This is a genomic window from Escherichia sp. E3659 (assembly GCF_005781135.1).
GTDB lineage: Bacteria > Pseudomonadota > Gammaproteobacteria > Enterobacterales > Enterobacteriaceae > Escherichia.
The window spans coordinates 389,583-411,118 of sequence record NZ_VATQ01000006.1 but is presented as its reverse complement, the minus strand read 5'-3'; the positions used below and the strand labels follow the sequence as shown (position 1 = coordinate 411,118).

Below are 21,536 nucleotides of genomic sequence, written 5' to 3'. Positions count from 1 at the left end.
GGCGTCGTCACCGTTAATCTGTGTGCCGGTGCCGCCGTTGGTGATGGTGCTCTCGCCTTCGTTGTTAACAACCGCCTGGTCGCCGTCGATCTGAATACCGATGGACTCCGGATCGGTAACGGTCATGGTGCCTTTGTTATCTACCGTCGCACTGTCGCCGGTGATATCTATACCGTGACCGCCGCCGCTGACATCCAGATCGCCGTCCTGAACAACTTTCCCGTTATTACCGTTGATTTCCGTACCGGTGGAGTCTTTCCCGTCAACGGTGGTTTTGCCGTTGTTGTTTACTGTGGCATTATCACCCGTAATAATGAGTTCACCATTGTGATTATATTGCCACGTTATTGCGCCATCTGCGCTCACCCCTTCAAGGGCTACGGTATTATTTGCTTCATCAATCTGCCAAAGATCAATCGTTGCCTTACGCCCATTGCTATCTTGCAGAGAAATAGTCCCATCGGCATTCTCGCTATAAGTAAAAACGGTATCGCGAATCGTTAACGTTTTTGCTGTTTTATCGAAGATAACGTCATTATTAAACGAAATGGGTTTGGGGGGCTGCGGGGGATCATCTTGACCATCGTCCGGGATTATATCATCTCCGCCAGGCGTTGGGGGTACTGGAGTATCGCCTGAATCATCATCGGGTGGTGTCGGCGGTACAGGGGCATTGTTGCCATGATGATGATTACCATCGTCGTTTAGTTCGACGACCGCCAGCGCGGTGATTAACGCAAAGGCACCAGAGGCAACCCACGGCATAAGGTTTTGTTGTACTTGTGGAGAACATTCGGGAGGGATTTGCTTTAACGCTTCCGGAGTCAGCTTGTCAGGGTCTGCCGGACAAGTCACATTGGTATTTTTCTTTTCGCCTGTGGCCGTTTCTGTCTCTGTAATATCAGCCGCCCAACCCTGACCACTCAGAGCTAATGCAATACAGGCTGATAATAGGGTTTTCCTTTGCATAATAAATCCTTCTGACAAATATAAAGAATGCCAGAATTCATAAAGATCATTGAAATCAACAACCCTTACAAATATCTGACTGTAAAATATTCAAAAAATATATGAGAGGCATTCTATATTGTCAGCAGTACATTATTCAACCTATTTTGTTGACATTACCTAAATATAGATACAGTGAATATATAACAACATAAGAACAATATTTATATATGATTAAAAAACGTCTCAAGACAATAATGATTTCGATATTAAATTCACGTAGAGAATATTATTAATGTTGATTATTTGTTGGGATTATTTATTTGATGAGCAGCAATTCACTAGAGTTGCGAACGCCTCTCTTTTAAGACATTCATCTTTTTCTCAGGAATGCCGGTGTAATCGGTGTTCTCCTTTGCAGCAACACGCTGCTCTATGATCTTGTTAACTAATACCGTATTTTTCACCGACTACGACCAAATGGTGTTTGAACTACCGTTGCATGTTATTTCCGTATCCACATACCATTTATGCCCTGCACGTATTCACCGGGTTTTGCCTTTTCCACCAGCTTCGTCCCTGCCAGATTTGCCACTTCCTCCAATGGGATATTATGGCTTTCAGCGAGCTTCTGATAACTCTCTTTCCGTGCCTGGTTGATATTTGCTACCAGCTCGCGTGTTTCCGGATCAGGGCTTATAGCCGCAAGGTAGCCATTATGCCTTTCACCTACCCGACCCTGACTTCTGGCTTCATTCAGGGTTAATGCCATCGCACTACTGCTCACCAGTCCAATAATCCATACCGCTATGAGTAATGTTCTTTTCATCATTACCTCAAAAAAGATCGCTACGGGTTTTGAGCAAATCTTCAACATCTTTGTCCGCCTTGATGATGATCTCATGCTCAATTTTAACGTTCATATTAATGGTGATTGGATCTTTCGGTGCAGCCACTTCAATGCGCGGCGTACAGCCAACCAACATAAAAGAGGACGCGAACGCGGCTATCACTATTTTCATTGTTTTTCCTCACACTCTTTTCCTGATGGGCAGCCAGTTTCCGGGAGTCGGGCATTCTGTTCCAGCCATGCCTGGAGATTATCGCCAAAGCGTAAACTGCGCCACAGCGTGAAAATATTCTCTTCATGGCTGTAATTGAGATTTACCGTACCGGTTTTACCATCGACGCGACTATTACCACTGATCGTCGCCTGCATGGTTAACATGCCGAGATTATCTAAATTAATTTTTGTCGATGAACGGCTAATTTCCATATAGCGCAACCAGTTGATGGCAGTTCCAGCGGTCATATTGTCTTTTGCCACTGCATCGGCGGTGTCTTTATCCAGGCGCAAAGTCATGGGACCTGCGTTTGCCAGCCAGCCATCTTTTACAATCCATTTTTCATTATTAAGCCATAGCGGCAATGCACCACTAAATGCCCCTGACATAGCGAATTGCTTCGGATTGACGGCGCTAACCAGTTCACTGGAAGAGAGATTATTCAGTCGCAACAGCGCCGGATCGTGTTGCGGCATACGTAATTGTTTCATCAGCACGTTACCGCCCAAAACATCAACACTCACATCGGTCAGTAACAAGGGTTCGTCTTCGGTCCACGGATAACGGCCCTGAAGATCGGCAGTGATATTTTTTGCCGTCACCAGGTTAACCACCTCAGCAATACGTAATGACACAGGCCGCCGCGTTCCCAGGTGCCACGCACCGTCGGCAAAACGAAATGGCAAAACAAAGTCGACACCGTTGACCTGGTTGTCTGGCATCCACGCGCTGCCACCTTTCAACACGCCATGCCCACCCGCACGGAAGCCCTGCTCAGGCGCAGCAGAAAATGCCACCTGGGCATACAACTCGCCATCACGTAAGTTCATCTTCCAGTCTGGTGGCACCAGCGGCTGGAATACGGTCAGTGATTGTTTTGGCCACCAGGCGTTGCCGCGCAGGCGAATACCGTCCCAGCGACCATTCACCCGTACCGGACCAATCTCACCAGCATGTAAATCCCCTTTGAAGAGGAAATACGTCGGATCGCGTCCATCGACACTAAATTTTAAAGTTGATGGCGGTAACACACTACCGCCCGTGAAAAGTGTTTGTCCTGCATCCAGCGAAAGCGCCCCTCGAAACGAAGGTTTCTGTGGGTCACGTACCCAGACGACGGGCTCGTCGAGAATCAATCGCGGATTTTCTACCGTCATTGTGCCATATTGCAACTGATCGAAACCGGTCGAGAGGTCGGTCAGCGTAATCGTGCTGTCCTGCCACTCACCTTTTCCTGCAACATCCCAGGTGGCGTGCATTGGGGTAAAACTGCCCTTGCCCCAGTAACGCCACTGCCAGCGGCCTGCGTCAGGAAGAAAATCATTCGCCAGCCCATCCATATGCAGCACGAAGTCGCCCAATTCATTTTCATGAGCCTGCAAAATGGCCTGCAAGCGACCGTCCACACCACGTTGTGTCACTTTAACACCTGCTAACGGCCAGCGGATTTCGTCAATGTCCAGCGAATCGATGACTCTCCCTTTAGAGCGTAATAATGCGCCCGGTTCAAAGGCCAGCGTTGGGTCAGCCAGACTTCCGCTTAAGTGAGCAGGTAAGCGAGCATATAAAATGAGATCTGCCTGTTTCGCTTCACCGGTCAGTTGCAGCGGCATCTGACTGTTATCCATGCTTAATTTTCCTGGGCCGAAATTAAGCACCGCGTTACCCTTACCCGCTTGCCCTTGGGTCAGCACACTCAGTCGACCACTAACCAACGCGTTCTCAAGCCCTGCCTGCCAGTTGTCGACTTTGATACCCAGCCGCCCACTCAGGGGAAAACCTTCATACGGCCAGCTCCAGCGACCATCGCTAACGGTCAACTGTTGACGGGTAATTTCCCACGGCAAATCGAGCAACGGATCGCCGTTATCTCGAGCCATTACAATCAATTGCCCACTATTTTCCTGCCACTCCAGCTCGGCATCCACCAGTGACGGTTCCTGCGGCAGGTTCAACGTTGCTGTAGCATGACCACTTACCGGAAGCCCATCCGGCACAAGCGGCATGGTAAATTCTCCCACCAGTTTTACTGGCGGCTGATTTGCAAAGGCGGCAACATCCAGTTCACTGACCGTGAGTTGCTGCCCTTTAAGTTGGCCTTGAAATTTAACTTTTTCGCCCTGATAACGGAGTTGCTGGATATCGGAGGTCAACGATAGAGAGAGTTTTCCCTGCCATTCCTGCCAGGGTGAAAAAATCAGTTTATCAATATTGATCCAGGTGTTAGGCAGCATGGATTGCCACTGCGCAAGAGTTTTCGGCGCGGCTGGCGAGGGTTCTTCCTTTGGCAATTTCGCCAGGCAAGTGGAGTCAAGTTCTACTGTACCGACGTTCAATAACCAGCGACTGGGATGCGAAAGACTGGCATCGGTGATGTGTGCCAACTGGCAATCCGCCACCAAATAACGAAGATCGGGAATAATTAAACCTTTACGCGTAATGCGTGGGCTTTCATCCAATGCAATGCGTGTACCGAGCGGTAGCCAGATACCCGCCAGCGTGGGAACCCACAGCCCGAGCGTCATCAGCAGCGTCAACGGCACAAGAATAATCAGCAATAGCAGCGCGAGAACGGCTTTATATTTACCCAACATGGGTAGTTAATATCCTGATTTAGCGAAAAATTAAGCAGTCAATACAGGTATTGTGGCATGTTTAACCGTTCAGTTGAAGGTTGCGCCTACACTAAGCATAGATGTTCCTGGAATTTTCAATATCGCCATAACTTTCAATTAAATTTTAAATTTTGTAAAATATTTTTAGTAGCTTAAATGTGATTCAACATCACTGGAGAAAGTCTTATGAAACTCGCCGTATATAGCACAAAACAGTACGACAAAAAGTACCTGCAACAGGTGAACGAGTCCTTTGGCTTTGAGCTGGAATTTTTTGACTTTCTGCTGACGGAAAAAACGGCAAAAACCGCCAATGGTTGCGAAGCAGTATGTATTTTCGTAAACGACGACGGCAGCCGTCCGGTGCTGGAAGAGCTGAAAAAGCACGGCGTTAAGTATATCGCCCTGCGCTGTGCCGGTTTCAATAACGTCGACCTCGACGCGGCAAAAGAACTGGGATTCAAAGTGGTGCGTGTCCCGGCTTACGATCCGGAAGCCGTCGCTGAACATGCGATTGGTATGATGATGACGCTGAACCGTCGTATTCACCGCGCGTATCAGCGTACCCGTGACGCCAACTTCTCTCTGGAGGGGCTTACTGGTTTTACTATGTACGGTAAAACGGCGGGGGTGATTGGCACCGGTAAAATCGGTGTGGCAATGCTGCGTATACTGAAAGGTTTTGGTATGCGTCTGTTGGCATTCGATCCGTATCCAAGTGCGGCGGCGCTGGAACTCGGCGTGGAATATGTCGATCTGCCGACCTTGTTCTCTGAATCAGACGTTATCTCCCTGCACTGCCCGCTGACGCCGGAGAACTACCACCTGCTGAATGAGGCGGCGTTCGATCAGATGAAAAATGGCGTAATGATCATCAACACCAGTCGTGGTGCGCTGATTGATTCACAAGCCGCGATTGAAGCACTGAAAAACCAGAAAATTGGCTCGCTGGGAATGGACGTGTATGAGAATGAACGCGATCTGTTCTTTGAAGATAAATCCAACGATGTGATTCAGGATGATGTTTTCCGTCGTCTGTCAGCCTGCCATAACGTACTGTTCACCGGACACCAGGCGTTCCTGACGGCAGAAGCCCTGACCAGTATTTCCCAGACAACGCTGCAAAACTTGAGCAATCTGGAAAAAGGCGAACCCTGCCCGAACGAACTGGTTTAATCTTACCGCTCCCCTGTCATACAGGGGAGCTTATTCAGATAATCCTCAAAGATATTTGATCTTCTATTCTTAAAATATGTTTTAAGGACGGATAAGACGCAATCAGCGTTGTATTCGGCAAACAGCACCAAATTTATACCTTAAGTAGAGAACTAAAATGAAGAAAGTTGCCGCGCTAGTCGCGCTAAGCCTGCTGATGGCGGGATGTGTAAGTAATGACAAAATTGCTGTAACGCCAGAACAGTTACAGCATCACCGTTTCGTACTGGAAAGTGTAAATGGTCAACCTGTTGCCAGCGAGAAAAACCCGCCAGAAATCAGCTTTGGTGAAAAGATGATGATTTCTGGCAACATGTGCAACCGCTTTAGCGGCGAAGGTAAACTTTCGGACGGAGAACTAAAAGTTAAAGGACTGGCAATGACTCGTATGATGTGTGCCAATCCACAGCTTAACGAACTCGATAACACCATCCGCGAAATGCTGAAAGAAGGTGCGCAAGTGGATCTGACCGCGAATCAGTTAACGCTGGCGACCGCAAAACAGACATTAACGTATAAGCTGGCGGATTTAATGAATTAATAACTGCCACAACTTCCGGCGGCAAGCGACTGTTCGCTACAGCGTTTGCCGTTGGGCAATGCACACATCCCGATCGCTGTACCATCCAGTTGACGGGCAACGGAAAGCGAACCGCCAATCATTGCACAATTTGCCTCTCCACTACTCGACATTGACGCTTTTAAACCTGGGGCCACATGCGCCGCGGTCGCCTGCTGAACAGGTTCACTACTACACGCCGACAACAATAAAACGGCAGCCCCTACGCACAACATTACTCGCATCTTTACTTCCTCAAATCTTTAAGTCCAACGAAACCGCCGTAATAATAGGCAGCTCAGGCGGCCACGTCGAGAACTGTATGTGAATTGCAACGTTTTTTTACTATTTTGTGGCTATTTTTTTGCCCGGGATTTGATCAAAACATTCATTACGCTGATATAGAGAACACAAAAGCGAAAATGCAGCAGAAAGCCATTTGCTAAAATTAAAAGATTACTACTGGGCGCGCAGCTTTTTCGTGCGCCCCTCATTTGCGCAATGTAAGGGTGTCGTATGATCACAATTGACGGAAATGGCGCGGTAGCTTCGGTGGCATTTCGCACCAGTGAAGTTATCGCCATTTACCCTATTACCCCGAGTTCCACGATGGCTGAACAGGCTGATGCCTGGGCCGGAAACGGCCTGAAGAACGTATGGGGAGATACACCTCGTGTGGTTGAAATGCAGTCAGAAGCTGGCGCTATCGCAACTGTGCATGGTGCTTTGCAAACAGGCGCTCTTTCGACATCATTTACATCGTCGCAGGGTTTACTGCTGATGATCCCGACGCTGTATAAACTGGCAGGTGAGCTGACGCCGTTTGTACTGCATGTGGCAGCGCGTACTGTGGCCACGCATGCGCTCTCTATTTTTGGCGATCATTCAGATGTGATGGCGGTACGTCAGACTGGCTGTGCCATGCTGTGTGCAGCAAACGTGCAGGAAGCCCAAGACTTTGCTCTCATTTCGCACATCGCAACGCTGAAAAGCCGCGTACCATTTATTCATTTCTTTGATGGTTTCCGCACTTCCCACGAAATCAACAAAATTGTCCCACTGGCCGACGACACTATTCTTGAGCTAATGCCCCAGGCAGAAATTGATGCTCATCGCATTCGCGCACTTAACCCGGAACATCCGGTAATCCGCGGTACGTCGGCTAATCCGGACACTTACTTCCAGTCACGTGAGGCCACTAACCCGTGGTACAACGCGGTCTATGACCATGTTGAACAGGCGATGGCTGATTTCGCTGCCGCTACAGGTCGCCAGTATCAGCCGTTTGAGTATTATGGTCATCCGCAAGCGGAACGGGTAATTATCCTGATGGGGTCGGCCATCGGCACCTGTGAAGAAGTCGTGGACGAATTGCTGACCCATGGCGAAAAAGTGGGCGTACTAAAAGTGCGACTTTACCGCCCTTTCTCCGCCAGACACTTACTGCAAGCATTGCCGAACTCTGTACGTACTGTGGCGGTGCTGGATCGCACCAAAGAGCCTGGTGCGCAGGCAGAACCCCTGTATCTGGATGTAATGACGGCGCTGGCTGAAGCCTTTAATAATGGCGAGCGCGAAACACTGCCACGCGTCATTGGTGGGCGCTATGGTCTTTCATCCAAAGAATTTGGCCCAGACTGTGTACTGGCGGTATTCGCCGAACTCAACGCAGCTAAACCGAAAGCGCGCTTTACGGTTGGTATTTATGACGATGTGACCAATTTGTCGCTGCCATTGCCGGAAAATACTCTGCCGAACTCCGCAAAACTGGAAGCTCTCTTTTACGGGCTGGGTAGCGACGGCAGCGTTTCCGCAACTAAAAACAATATCAAAATTATCGGTAATTCCACGCCGTGGTACGCACAGGGCTATTTTGTTTACGACTCCAAAAAGGCGGGCGGCCTGACGGTTTCTCACCTTCGCGTGAGCGAGCAGCCGATTCGTTCCGCTTATCTCATTTCCCAGGCTGATTTTGTTGGCTGCCACCAGTTGCAGTTTATCGACAAATATCAAATGGCTGAGCGTTTAAAACCTGGCGGCATTTTCCTGCTCAACACGCCGTACAGCGCAGATGAAGTGTGGTCGCGACTGCCGCAGGAAGTCCAGGCTGTGTTGAATCAGAAAAAAGCGCGTTTCTATGTGATTAACGCGGCGAAAATCGCCCGTGAATGTGGGCTGGCAGCTCGCATTAATACTGTCATGCAGATGGCTTTTTTCCATCTAACGCAAATTCTGCCTGGCGATAGCGCCCTCGCAGAATTGCAGGGCGCCATTGCCAAAAGTTACAGCAGCAAAGGCCAGGATCTGGTGGAACGCAACTGGCAAGCTCTGGCGCTGGCACGCGAGTCCGTTGAAGAAGTACCTCTGCAACCGGTAAATCCGCAAAGTGCCAACCGTCCACCAGTGGTATCTGATGCCGCACCTGATTTTGTCAAAACGGTTACCGCTGCGATGCTCGCCGGACTTGGCGACGCCCTCCCCGTTTCAGCGCTACCACCAGACGGCACCTGGCCGATGGGCACTACTCGCTGGGAAAAACGCAACATTGCCGAAGAGATCCCTATCTGGAAAGAGGAACTCTGTACTCAATGTAACCACTGCGTCGCCGCTTGCCCACACTCTGCCATTCGCGCGAAAGTCGTACCGCCCGAAGCGATGGAAAACGCTCCGACCAGCCTGCATTCACTGGATGTAAAATCTCGTGATATGCGCGGGCAGAAATATGTGTTGCAGGTGGCACCGGAAGATTGCACCGGTTGTAACCTGTGCGTAGAAGTTTGCCCGGCGAAAGACCGACAAAATCCAGAGATCAAAGCCATCAATATGATGTCGCGCCTGGAACATGTGGAAGAAGAGAAAATCAATTACGACTTCTTCCTGAATTTACCAGAAATCGACCGCAGCAAACTGGAACGTATTGATATTCGTACTTCGCAGTTGATCACTCCGCTGTTTGAATATTCTGGCGCTTGCTCCGGTTGTGGTGAGACGCCGTATATCAAATTGCTCACTCAGCTCTATGGCGATCGGATGTTGATTGCCAACGCTACTGGTTGTTCTTCTATTTACGGCGGCAACCTGCCCTCCACGCCATATACCACTGATGCCAACGGTCGTGGACCGGCATGGGCGAACTCGCTATTTGAAGATAATGCCGAATTCGGCCTTGGTTTCCGCCTGACAGTCGATCAACACCGTGTCCGCGTGCTGCGTCTGCTGGATCAATTTGCCGACAAAATCCCTGCTGAGTTACTGACTGCGTTGAAATCAGACGCCACACCAGACGTTCGTCGCGAACAAGTCGCTGCTCTGCGCCAGCAACTCAAAGATGTGGCTGAAGCGCATGAACTGCTGCGTGACGCAGATGCACTGGTGGAGAAATCAATCTGGCTGATTGGTGGTGACGGCTGGGCTTACGACATCGGCTTTGGCGGTCTGGATCATGTGTTGAGTCTGACGGAAAACGTCAACATCCTGGTGCTGGATACGCAATGCTATTCCAATACCGGTGGTCAGGCGTCGAAAGCTACCCCGCTTGGCGCGGTAACTAAGTTTGGTGAACATGGCAAACGCAAAGCACGCAAAGATCTTGGTGTTAGCATGATGATGTACGGTCATGTTTATGTCGCGCAGATTTCTCTGGGCGCACAACTCAACCAGACGGTGAAAGCGATACAGGAAGCGGAAGCGTATCCGGGGCCATCGCTGATTATTGCTTACAGCCCATGTGAAGAGCACGGTTATGACCTGGCATTAAGTCACGACCAGATGCGTCAACTCACCGCAACGGGCTTCTGGCCGCTGTATCGCTTTGATCCGCGTCGAGCCGATGAAGGTAAACTGCCGCTGGCGCTGGATTCCCGCCCGCCTTCAGAAGCTCTGGAAGAAACGCTTCTTCATGAGCAGCGTTTCCGCCGTCTGAACACGCAACAGCCGGAAGTGGCAGAACAGTTATGGAAAGATGCCGCCGCTGATTTGCAAAAACGTTATGACTTCCTGGCACAAATGGCCGGAAAGGCGGAAAAAAATAGCACCGAGTAACCTTTCTGGATAACTATTATCCAATTAAAAAAAAGCCCGAACGAAAGTTCGGGCTTGTCTTTTTATTCGTTGGAAAAACATTAGTAATGCAATGACCCAACCGAAAATAAAATCTGTGACAATAAAGGCATATAACCCACGCAGAATAACCCATGCTTTATTAAATGTATAATTTTTATTTTGCATGATTCCCCAGCAATACATTCATCAAACTTATTACTATTTCCATAGAATTATTTGATTAAGGTTTTACTTAAGGCGTAACAAATGATATTTATCTGCTAACTGAACTTCTCCTTTAGGATGTTTTCATTCCCCAAACAGGGGAAATTAAGGCAAATAAAATAACTAAAGGATTTATTCAATGAAAAGCAAAGTACTGGCGCTCTTAATCCCTGCCCTGCTCGCCGCAGGTGCTGCACATGCAGCAGAAATTTATAATAAAGACGGCAATAAATTAGACCTGTACGGCAAAGTCGATGGCCTGCATTATTTTTCTGATAATGCGAATAGTGATGGCGATCAAACTTATGTACGTTTTGGGTTTAAAGGCGAAACTCAAATTACCGATCAACTGGTTGGTTATGGTCAATGGGAATATAACGTTCAGGCTAATGGCTCTGAAAATGATAAAGGCGACTCCTGGACTCGTCTGGCATTTGCCGGTCTGAAATTTGGTGACTTCGGTTCATTTGACTATGGTCGTAATTATGGTGTGATGTACGACATCGAAGGCTGGACAGATATGCTGCCTGAATTCGGTGGCGACTCTTATACCAAAGCCGATAACTATATGACCGGTCGTGCAAACGGCGTCGCGACTTACCGTAACACCGATTTCTTCGGTCTGGTTGATGGCCTGGACTTTGCGTTGCAGTATCAGGGAGCGAACGAAAACCAGGTTAGTCATGAGCAAGAAGGTACTGCAAACGGTGGCAGTCGTAATATTAAGAATGCCAATGGCGACGGTTTCGGTATCTCCTCTACCTACGACTTAGGTATGGGGGTGAGCATTGGTGCTGCGTATACCAGTTCTGATCGTACCAACCAACAGGCTGAATTCTCTACTGCAAAAGGCGATAAGGCTGACGCATGGACGGCAGGGGCAAAATACGATGCTAACAATATCTACCTTGCAACCATGTACTCTGAAACCCGTAACATGACGCCTTACGGCAATTCAGCAAATACGATTGCCAACAAAACCCAGAACTTTGAAGTTACTGCCCAGTATCAGTTTGATTTTGGCCTGCGTCCGGCTGTCTCCTTCCTGATGTCTAAAGGCAACGATTTGGTCGGTACTGATGGCGATAAAGATCTGGTTAAATACGCCGACGTTGGCGCAACATATTATTTCAACAAAAACATGTCCACCTATGTTGATTATAAAATCAACCTGCTTGATGAGGATGACAGCTTCTACGCTGCGAACGGTATCTCTACCGATGATATCGTTGCTTTAGGTCTGGTATACCAGTTTTAATCTTGCCTGCCCGCCGTTTGGCGGGCATTTTCTTCATATTTATCCTCCCTTGATCTAAATTAAAAATGTGAACTCCGTCATTACACAAAATGAGTCATCTGGCGTTACACTTTATGCGGATACTAAAACAGGAGGTTTTATGAACAGAACGATTCTTGTCCCTATCGATATTTCAGATTCAGAATTAACTCAACGTGTGATTAGCCACGTTGAGGCAGAGGCAAAGATTGATGATGCAGAGGTTCATTTCCTGACGGTAATACCTTCGCTACCCTACTATGCCTCTCTGGGATTAGCGTATTCCGCAGAGTTACCGGCAATGGATGACCTGAAAGCGGAAGCCAAATCGCAACTGGAAGAAGTCATTAAAAAATTCAAACTGCCGACTGACAGAGTGCATGTCCATGTTGAAGAAGGTTCGCCAAAAGACCGTATTCTGGAAATGGCGAAAAAAATCCCTGCTCACATGATAATCATTGCTTCTCATCGACCGGATATCACCACCTACCTGCTCGGCTCTAACGCCGCTGCCGTAGTACGTCACGCAGAGTGCTCAGTGCTGGTCGTGCGCTAACACTAACGCCCGCAGACCGCTGCGGGCTTTTTGATTCATTTTGCAAATGTGCTGACATTTTCCCCTCTAATCCGTACCATACACGCCACAGTTTTTATATCAGATTTCTTATGCTGGGCGTTCCGGCATGACGCATACTTTTCTGATGCCATATAACGAATTGAGTCGCTATTAAATGTCGCAAAATCAAGAAATTAGTAAGAAAGAACAATACAATCTCAACAAGTAAGGGAAAAAATCACAACCATCTGACACATAAGTATTTTATTTGTTTTTCAATGTGTTAAGTTGAATCAGCGACTACAACAAGCCACGATAACCTACTCTTTTTTTGCCCCATTTCTGCCCCTTTTGCAGCGTTTTGCCCCATTTTTGCCACCATAAAAATCCTAAAAATACTCAATTCGTGAACTGCAGATTGCACCTCTGAATACTTTCCAATAGAATCCATTCCGGCTGGAAATTATTCAATATTCGCACTATCGAAAGTTAACCAGCTAGCCGCAGCACGTTCTTGCATACGACGTGTCTGCGGTTTTTTTACATCTGCAAAACTGCACAAGACTCTTTTCATCCCCATGATTGTTTTAGGTCAAATTTTCACACCGTTTCTTGTATTTATCTCATAAGCATGACTGATAAAGATTTCTACAATAAATGATGACAGGGGATTTATTTTATTGCGCTATCAGTAAACTCACCTGTCAGACACAACATCCACTCTGTACGCCTGGTACTCGTTGTGTCTTTAATTGAAATATCCCGTTTGTCAGTATGTTTGTTCAGAATTATTATGTTACCCCGTCTTTGTGTAGAGTCCTGTTATCCATGCTTCAGGCCTCGTTATCACGTACTGGAGACGGGGTTTTTTTACTATTCAGCAGAAGTCCGCTATTTTTCTTGCCCTAACTGATTGCTAATCGTCATTCCTCTGATTGAACATAAATCCTTCAGATTATTCAGTTCTTCCTTCATCTCCCGCTGGCGCTGATAAATCTCGTCATTGCGCTCAATCTGCGCCTGAGCCATTGCTGCTGCCAGTTCTTCCAGTTCCGGCATCGACAGTCTCACCTGTTGATTATCAGCATCACCCCACGCCATAACGCCCCGTGCTGTGTTGGATTTCGATGCCATCACCACCGGAGACAGGCGGGCTATTGAGTCAGGACCAGCGTTCCAGGTGCGGCCGTTCCATTCAAATGTGAACGGCTTCGCCTCCTGTTCTGCACGCCATGCTTCGATTTCCTTTTTTTTGGCATCCTTTGCCGCTGCGATAAATTCTGACGTGACTGTAAACGAGGCTATTGCACCCCATTTGCCGCTTTGCAGCTCATGCCAGACGCACTTGCCCGTCGTCGCTGTATCTTCTGCCGTGGCTGTGTAGGGGATGGGGGCATCCATCCCTTCAAATAAAACCTCGCAGTCAATAGCACCAGATTCGGTATAGCAGGGATTGATGATTTCTTTGATTTCCATTATGCAATCCTCATGAATAGCGCCACAAACGCCTGATCGCTGTATGTCAGCATGGTGCCTGACATTGCAATGTACGAGCCAGGAAGCGAATGTGAGTTGCAGCCGACAACGTAGAATCTGGGGGTTGATGCATAAGTGCCTGAAGGATTAAATGGACACTCAATTCCAACTGGCCCCAGACGCGAACCCGGATAAGACTGTCTTCTGACAACCTTTATATTTTTATCACCGTCAGCAGTTCCCTGATATGCAGCTAATATCAGGCCTCCAATATCGGGGTCACCCCAGTCGTAATTGACGTATGAAAATAGCATGTTACGAACTTTGTTTTTTGTCATGCTAATCTCTTCCCATCCACCTAACGAGCCACCGAAAGTGGAACCGATGAGAACATCCCTATTTATCCCGTAAAAAATCAGCAACTTCTTTACTCTGCGAGCATTGCTATAACCATCCCGATTTGTGTTAATCCACAAAACATCGATGATCCCCTCAAAATTCACACTGGATATCGGCGTGTATCCATTGAATTTATGGTAGTACCTGCCAGGAAGAGCATAATTAGCCCAATTTTCCAGTGCAGAGGCACTATTAAAACTTACACGCCCGTAATATTCGTCTTCATACGTGTACCCAAACCCATAAGCGCCAGCCAACGCCAAGACCGAATTCATCATCGCCTTATCGGGCCATGTAAAGGGATTACTGATGACTGTTTTATTAGCAACCCCCCTGATTTGCAGATTCTCCTGTGCTTTAGCCAGTGCTGACGAGCCAGCATCAACGATTTCCTGAAGGTTGTTTTTTATCTTGAGATACCCGCCATCGAGGATATCGTCAATTTCGCCTTTGGCATTCTCTGCTGATTCTGCAGCTGTCGCTGCATCCTGCGCATACTTTTGAGACTGCTGCTCATGCAGCTCTGCTTTCTGTGCGTGTTTTTGGGCGTTCTGTTCGCTCAGTGCCGCATTGTCAGAACTGTTTTTTGAATCTGTGGCACTGAATTCAGAATCCTTCGCTGCCTGCCGTGCTTGCTTTACCGCGTCCGCGACATCCTGCACACCCTGCTGCACCTGCCCGGCGTTCTGCTCAACTTCTGAAGCCAGTTGTTCAACATATTGCTTATCTTTGGCAGCCGCGTCAGCGTTCTGTTGCACGTTATTCGCCAGCGTCTGGCAGTCTTCCTTTATCTTCTGTGCATCGGCTGCGTGTTGCCCTGCCAGTCGCTCGCTTTCCGCTGCTGCATCCTGACTATTTTTCGCCGCCGTTTCGCTGGTTTTGGCATTCGTTTCACTGGTTTTTGCTGCCGTCTGGCTGGACTTTGCGTTGGTTTCGCTCGTCTTTGCTGCTTTCTGGCTGTTAGCCGCAGCAGTTTCTGATCCAGCTGCCGATGTCGCAGAACCGGCTGCCGCGCTCTCGCTTGCTTCCGCTGCATCCTGGCTGTTTTTCGCCGCAGTTTCACTGGCTTTGGCATTCGTTTCGCTGTCTTTTGCTGCCGTCTGGCTCGACTTTGCTGCTGTCTCGCTATTTTTTGCGTTGGTTTCCGATTTTTTGGCTGCTGTCGCGAAGTTTTCCGATGCAGTCTGTGAGGCCGCTGCTGCCTGTGCGCTGTTAGCTGCATCCGTTTCTGAGCTTTTCGCCGCGTCCTTCGATGATGCCGCTGCAGTTTCGGATTTCTTTGCCTCTGCTGCGCTCTGAGAGGCGGCTTCAGCGTTACGCGCAGCTTCGTCCACCATTGCCTCAAAACGGCGCAATGCCTCCGGCATAACATCATCTTCCGTCATGGCACCGAGAAAATCGTTCAGTGTTCCCGGCCTGGAACCGTCATAGACGGTAATGGTTCCGGCATGTGAAGGCGGAAAACCTTCAACCAGCAGGATAACGCTGTACTGACCATACTCAACATCCATGCTATAACGCCCGGCTTCATCCGGATTTTCTGAGGCCACCGTATTCACCACGACTGTGGTGCTGTTACGCTTTGCCTTCAGTTGAATAGTGCAGTTCTGTATTGGTTTTCCCGCACCATCTTTCAGTACACCTGAGATTTTTACTGCTGCCATATCCACTCCACAAAAAAGCCCGCCTGAACCGGCGGGCTGTCATAACACTGTGTTACCCGGCTAATCAGAATTTATAACCGACACCAACGATGAAACCGTCAGTGCGCCAGTCGCCACTGCCGGAACCTTCATAAGCAAGGTCAATGGCCACGGATTCGGTCGGGTTAAACTGCACGCCAGCCCCCCACGCCAGAGACGTGTTGCTGTGGCGACCGCCATCACTTCCGGTCAGCACATCGTGCGTTTTCCCCTTGTTGTCAGCTACGCGGAGATAATCCCCGGAAAACGTCGAAACACGGCTGTAAGCCACACCCGCCATCGCATAAGCACTGAACCATTCATTCACGCGCACAGATGGTCCCGCCATCATGCTGAACCAGCGGTTATGCGCTGAATCTTCATGCCAGCGGGTATCGCTGTAACGGGTAATCTGGCGATTCTTGTCTCCTGCATAGCTGAATGACGTCACCAACCCCAGCGTGTCCGTAAATTCATAACGGTATTTCACGTTAATGCCCTTCAGGTCATCGTTGCCGGGCATATCAGTATGGGACTGAAGATACCCGCCGCTTAGTGTGGACTGATGCTCTACTGCACTCGCTGGCGTACCAGCGGCGACCAGCCAGACTACTGCAGACAGAATAACAGCACATAATTTACGCATAATTACCTCTCGCTTTTCTGCAATAAAAAAGGCGCCATTTCTGGCGCCCGTATTGGGGTTATAAATATTTCAACGAATACTGATACCGGAAGCAGCTTTTTTGGTCACAATCACCGTACAGTCTGTGATGTTACCTGCGCCCCGATTGCCTTTCTGGAAAATCTTAAACTCCAGAGTGACGCTACCACCACCACTCGGCATATCAATAACCGCGCTGTAACTACCGGGAATGGCTCCTTTAGTTTCTCTGGATGCGATTAATACGCCGTTTTTACGAACTTCAAAACCATAACCCGTGTATCGCGTACCTCCCGGTTTATTACCGCTCCCCGGATCGTCATACGCCACACCGTTAAAAATAATGGGCGGAATAATGATTTGGCGGTCAAAGTTATGATCATCGTAAATGGTGACTGTAACCGTCCCGCCTGGTGTTTCCGTGTTACCCCACGTACCAGCCTGTTTCGGGAATGATTTGGATACAGTTTTAACGAAGTCACCTCTGACCTGGTTCGCCTCCAGCATGCCCTTAATCGTACAGTTTTCATTTACCGTGACGTTGTTGAGCGTCCCGGAGTTCGCATTCACGTTACCGCTGATATCAGCATTTCTCGCCGTCAGCCGCCCGTCCGGTGTCAGGGAAAATGCCGGAGGATTACCACCGCTGGTAATGGTGGGAGCCGTCAGATATTTCAGAAACACTTCGTTCATGAATATCTGGTTGCCCTGCGCCACAAACATCGGCGTTTCATTCCCGTTTGCCGGGTCAATAAACGCGATACGGTTAGCGGCAACCAGGAACTGGCTCAGTTTGCCTTCCTCCGTATCCTCCATGCTGAGGCCAAGCCCCGCGACATAATGCCTGCCGTCTTCGGTCTGCTCAATTTTGACGCCCCACATGGCATTCCATTTATCGTTGGCGTCTTTCCACTCTTTCGAAAACTCCTCCAGTTTGCTGGCGTTATCCTCCGTCAGCTCGACTTTTTCCAGCAGCTCTTTACCGAGATGGGATTCGGTTATCTGGCCTTTGAAAAAATCCAGGTAACCTTCGGCATCATCGCTCGCCCGACCGACAGCCTCCACGAATGCCGATTTGCCAACGGTGTTCACACTGCGGATATAAAAATAATAATCATGGCCCGGTTTGATATTGATACTGGCAGCTATCCAGTACAGCGCCGTGCCAAGATAGCGGGCTGCGGTTTCAACCTGCCTGATATCCGCAATCCGCTTTTCCGAGAACCAGAACTCAAACTGTACCGTCGGGTCATAAACGGCAAGATGCGGCGTTGCGGTTATCTGAAAATAGCCCGGCGTCAGCTCAATCCGCGACGGTGCTGCCGGTGCGGCAATCCGGAACGATACCGACGCCGGATCGCCCTGCTGCCCCCACGCATTTACTGCCCGGACTGTCAGCGTGTAACGCCCCAGCGCCAGTTGCCTGAAGCGGTATGTGGTTTCCGTCGTCCGGGCTGTGCTGACAAGCCGCTCACTGCCGTCATCCGCTGCCACGGTCAAGCGAAGCGTAAAGCTCACCCCCTTCACCACCTTCGGCGTGTCCCATCGCGCCAGTACCTGATATTCCCCGCTGTCTGCGGTGACTTCGGCAGTCAGGTGCTGCACCGCTGGCGGCGTGACACCATTCACCGTGCCACTCTGGTCGCCGTCAAAGTGCGCCCCGTTATCCACGATGGCCTCTTTTTCCGGCACATGCTGCACGGCGGTGATGGCATACGTGCCGTCGTCGTTCTCACGGATACTCACACAGCGGAACAGGCGCTGACGCAGCGTCGGCAGCTTCAGCCCCCACACGCTGTATTCGGCAACGCCGTCAGGAACACGGCTCACTTTTACCTTCACGCCGTCGGTGACGGACTGGACCTCCACGCTGACCGGATTCCCCTGCCCGTCAACCAGGCTTATCAGCGTGGTGCCGGAGGATGGCAGCGTGATTTCACGGTCGAGCGTCAGCGTCCGGGTCTGGCTGTTCACCGCCAGCACACGCCCACCGATGCTGATCCCCGCATAGTCATCATCACAGATTTCAATGACATCGCCCGGTACATGGCGAAGCCCTTCTGCGCCCACGCTGAAGTCCACGGTCTGCGTTTCCAGCAGCTCCGTTTTAATCAGCCACAGCCCGGCGCGGTGTGCCTGCCCCCGGCTGGTACAGCCAAAGGCATCCATCTTCGTGACGTTACGACCGTAACGGAGAATGGCCTGCGTGTCCTCCACAAGCTCTGTCGCCGTCTCCCAGCCGTTATCCGGGTCAATCCAGTTCACCTCAACGGCATTATGGCGGTCCTTCAGGGCGCTGAAGCTGTAGCGGAACGGCGCGCCATCATCCGGCATCACCACATTACTGTGGTTATAGGTCCACACCTTATCCGACGGTCGGTCCTGCACGAACGTCAGCGTCTGCCCGTTCCATACCGGCATACAGCGCATCGCCGAGCAGAAATCACTGAGAACATCCCACGCCTTACGCTGTGTGGTCAGGTAAGCGTTACAGGTGATGCGCGGCTCCGTGCCACCAAAGCCGTCCGACACTGACTGGTCGCAATACTGGCCGATGACATACAACGCCCATTTATCCACATCCGCCGCACCAAGACGTTTCCCCATGCCGTAGCGCGGGTGGGTCAGCATATCCCACAGACACCAGGCCATATTGTCGCTGTATGCTGGCTTAAACGTTCCGTCCCAGATACCGCTGTATTGCCGCGTCTGCGGGTTATAGTTCGACGGCACCTGCAGAATGCGCCCGCGAAGATGATAATTACGGCTCACCTGCTGGCTGCCGAACTGCTCCGAATCCACCTGCACGCCGACCAGTGCCGTGTTCGGGTAGCACTGTTTCACATCGATGATTTCGGTGTATGACGACCAGAGCGTTTTGTTCTGCAGCTGGTCTGTGGTGCTGTCCGGCGTCATCCTGCGCATCCGGATATTGAACGGGCGCGGCGGCAGGTTATCCACCACCACCGAGGCCAGATACTGCGAGGTGGTTTTGCCCTTAATGGTGATGTCTTTTTCCGTCACCCAGCCACCGTTACGCTGTATCTGAACCAGCAGGCGGACTTCCGACGGATTCCGGTCCCCCTTTGAAGTGGTTTCCACCAGTGCCTGCACACCGAAGGTAAAGCGCAGACGGTCGATATTTGCAGACGTGATAGTCCGGGTGATCGGCGTGTCGTATTTCACTTCCGTACCCAGTACCGTCTCGGAACCTGATGATTCAAATCCCTCCGGCGGTGACTGCTCCTGCTCACCTGCCCGGAACACCACCGTGACACCGGAGATGTTGGTATTTCCCTCACTGTCCAGCACTGGCGTACTGTTCAGTAGCACGCTTTTTAATCCATCCACCGGACCTTCAATCGGCCCTTCGCTGATGGCATCGATCACACTCAGCAACTGCGTTGATTTGAGATTATCCTTCGCTTCGCGCGGGGTATGCCCCTTACTGCTGCCTTTACCCATTTCTCAGACCCCATAAACGACAAAACCGCCCGGAGGCGGTTTCACATAAAACATTTTGCATCAGCGACCAATCACCACAACCTGACCACCATCCCCTTCATCTGCTGTGCTGATCTCCTGAGATACCACACGTGACCCCACGCGCATTTCACCGTACAGAACAGGCAGAACATTACCCTGGGCAACCATGTTATCCAGAGAGGAGAAATAGGTGTTCTGCTTACCGTTATCCGTTGTCTGTGTGCGGGGAGTTCTGGGTTTAGGAGCCAGCATCTGGGCCACACCGCCAAGGATCATACTGGCCCCCGCACTATACATTCCTGTAATTGCTGTCGCTCCCAGCCAACCTGCGGGGTTCCACCACGCCACCGCAATCAGCGCCGCCCCCAGCACCGCCTGAAACACGCCGCCACTTTTGGCACCGGTCAGACGCGGTACGATGTGGATGACGGCACCATTCGCCAGCGGCTCATTAAGACGGGCTGATAATTCCGTTTCACCTGCATCGCGCCCGGCAATGCGTACCTGATACCAGCCGTCGCTCAGTTTCTGACGAAACGCAGGGAGCTGCGTGGCCAGCGCCCGGATGGCTTCGGCTCCCGTTTTCACACGAAGGTCGATGCGGCGGCCAAATCGTTGCAAATCCCCGTAAAGGCAGATGCGTGCCATGCCCGGTGACGCCAGAGGGAGTGTGTGCGTCGCTGCCATTTGTCGGTATACCTCTCTCGTTTGCTCAGTTGTTCAGGAATATGGTGCAACAGCTCGCCGTCGCCGCAGTAAATGGCGGCATGATTCGGCACCGATGAACCAAAACAGCACAGCAGCACATCGCCCGGCTGCGCCGATGACAACGGCACCTGATACAGCCCTGTGGCCTCCAGATTATCCAGATAGAGATTCTGACCGTGACGCCACCAGTCATCCCCGCGATGAAAATCCGGCATCTCAATCCCCGCCAGATGATAAGCATCCCGGAACAGTGTGTAACAGTCCGTCACCCCGTGCTCAAAGCGCCGCCCGGTGAGATGCGGCACACAGCGGAACTTATGAATCGCCCCCCGGCAGACCAGCCACCACGGCAAATCACTCTGCACCTGCAGCCGCCGGTCGGCCTCACTCAGCCAGGGCAGACCACCGGGATGACTGTGGACCAGCGCCACAATCTCACCCTGCATCTCTGCCTGCAGCCAGTCCTCCGGAGCCATCCGGAAATAATCCTCCGGCTCACCGGAAATATTCACGCAGGGAAAATATCTTTCCCCTTCCGGCGTTCTCACCACGAAGCCGCACGACTCCGCTGGCGCACATCGCCGGGCGTGCGCCAGAATCGCTGATTCTGTCTCTGTCATGG

The 21,536-nt window shown here is 50.4% G+C and carries 15 protein-coding genes and 1 pseudogene; 5 read left to right on the top strand and 11 right to left on the bottom strand.

What is annotated here, in order from left to right:
- The 4 genes and pseudogenes from FEK47_RS25380 to FEK47_RS07420 all read right to left on the bottom strand — a co-directional run.
- Positions 1-969 (bottom strand): annotated as a pseudogene (locus tag FEK47_RS25380) (autotransporter domain-containing protein); the annotation flags it as partial.
- Positions 970-1,453: 484 nt separating this feature from the next.
- Positions 1,454-1,777, bottom strand: coding sequence for a YdbL family protein (locus tag FEK47_RS07430; protein ID WP_135486333.1), 324 nt, complete (start codon positions 1,775-1,777; stop codon positions 1,454-1,456).
- 7 nt (positions 1,778-1,784) lie between these two features.
- The gene (locus tag FEK47_RS07425) at positions 1,785-1,970 is read right to left on the bottom strand and encodes a YnbE family lipoprotein (RefSeq protein WP_135486135.1); all 186 of its coding nucleotides are present in this window, start codon (positions 1,968-1,970) and stop codon (positions 1,785-1,787) included.
- Positions 1,967-4,606 carry a YdbH family protein gene (locus tag FEK47_RS07420; RefSeq protein WP_135486136.1) on the bottom strand — a complete coding sequence of 880 codons (2,640 nt, stop codon included), beginning with the start codon at positions 4,604-4,606 and terminating at the stop codon, positions 1,967-1,969. The genes FEK47_RS07425 and FEK47_RS07420 overlap by 4 nt, the downstream gene beginning before the upstream one ends.
- Positions 4,607-4,813: 207 nt before the next feature.
- On the opposite strand from FEK47_RS07420, the gene ldhA reads away from it, so the two are divergent.
- Both ldhA and hslJ read left to right on the top strand, forming a co-directional pair.
- Positions 4,814-5,803, top strand: a complete 990-nt coding sequence (gene ldhA / locus FEK47_RS07415; RefSeq protein WP_064527367.1) for a D-lactate dehydrogenase — start codon at positions 4,814-4,816, stop codon at positions 5,801-5,803.
- Positions 5,804-5,960: 157 nt separating this feature from the next.
- Positions 5,961-6,383 carry a heat shock protein HslJ gene (gene hslJ / locus FEK47_RS07410; protein WP_130208751.1) on the top strand — a complete coding sequence of 141 codons (423 nt, stop codon included), beginning with the start codon at positions 5,961-5,963 and terminating at the stop codon, positions 6,381-6,383.
- On the opposite strand, the gene FEK47_RS07405 is transcribed toward hslJ, so the two are convergent.
- Positions 6,380-6,646, bottom strand: a complete 267-nt coding sequence (locus FEK47_RS07405) for a DUF333 domain-containing protein (RefSeq protein ID WP_064527363.1) — start codon at positions 6,644-6,646, stop codon at positions 6,380-6,382. The genes hslJ and FEK47_RS07405 overlap by 4 nt on opposite strands.
- A 271-nt stretch (positions 6,647-6,917) precedes the next feature.
- Between FEK47_RS07405 and nifJ the strand changes: the two genes are divergently transcribed.
- The 3 genes from nifJ (at position 6,918) to uspF (ending at position 12,499) form a co-directional block, all read left to right on the top strand.
- On the top strand, positions 6,918-10,442 hold the full coding sequence (gene nifJ, locus FEK47_RS07400; protein ID WP_135404319.1) for a pyruvate:ferredoxin (flavodoxin) oxidoreductase: 3,525 nt from the start codon (positions 6,918-6,920) through the stop codon (positions 10,440-10,442).
- 364 nt (positions 10,443-10,806) lie between these two features.
- Positions 10,807-11,925, top strand: coding sequence for a porin OmpC (gene ompC / locus FEK47_RS07395; protein WP_130222724.1), 1,119 nt, complete (start codon positions 10,807-10,809; stop codon positions 11,923-11,925).
- A gap of 139 nt (positions 11,926-12,064) precedes the next feature.
- Positions 12,065-12,499 (top strand): universal stress protein UspF, encoded by a 435-nt coding sequence (uspF, locus tag FEK47_RS07390; protein ID WP_130216116.1) that lies wholly within the window; start codon positions 12,065-12,067, stop codon positions 12,497-12,499.
- Between the two features lie 891 nt (positions 12,500-13,390).
- Here the strand turns inward: uspF and FEK47_RS07385 are convergent.
- The 6 genes from FEK47_RS07385 to FEK47_RS07360 form a co-directional block, all read right to left on the bottom strand.
- Complete coding sequence (locus tag FEK47_RS07385; protein WP_135486137.1) at positions 13,391-13,975, bottom strand: DUF4376 domain-containing protein; 585 nt, start codon at positions 13,973-13,975, stop codon at positions 13,391-13,393.
- Positions 13,975-16,038 (bottom strand): prophage tail fiber N-terminal domain-containing protein, encoded by a 2,064-nt coding sequence (locus tag FEK47_RS25375; protein ID WP_240730970.1) that lies wholly within the window; start codon positions 16,036-16,038, stop codon positions 13,975-13,977. The genes FEK47_RS07385 and FEK47_RS25375 overlap by 1 nt, the downstream gene beginning before the upstream one ends.
- Before the next feature lie 64 nt (positions 16,039-16,102).
- Positions 16,103-16,702 carry an Ail/Lom family outer membrane beta-barrel protein gene (locus FEK47_RS07375; protein WP_135486139.1) on the bottom strand — a complete coding sequence of 200 codons (600 nt, stop codon included), beginning with the start codon at positions 16,700-16,702 and terminating at the stop codon, positions 16,103-16,105.
- Positions 16,703-16,771: 69 nt separating this feature from the next.
- Positions 16,772-20,185 (bottom strand): host specificity protein J, encoded by a 3,414-nt coding sequence (locus FEK47_RS07370; protein ID WP_135486140.1) that lies wholly within the window; start codon positions 20,183-20,185, stop codon positions 16,772-16,774.
- A 60-nt stretch (positions 20,186-20,245) separates the two neighbouring features.
- Positions 20,246-20,794 carry a tail assembly protein gene (locus FEK47_RS07365; protein ID WP_240727670.1) on the bottom strand — a complete coding sequence of 183 codons (549 nt, stop codon included), beginning with the start codon at positions 20,792-20,794 and terminating at the stop codon, positions 20,246-20,248.
- Positions 20,791-21,534: a C40 family peptidase gene (locus FEK47_RS07360; protein ID WP_135486142.1), complete on the bottom strand. Its 744-nt coding sequence runs from the start codon at positions 21,532-21,534 to the stop codon at positions 20,791-20,793. The genes FEK47_RS07365 and FEK47_RS07360 overlap by 4 nt, the downstream gene beginning before the upstream one ends.
- Between the last annotated feature and the right edge of the window lie 2 nt (positions 21,535-21,536).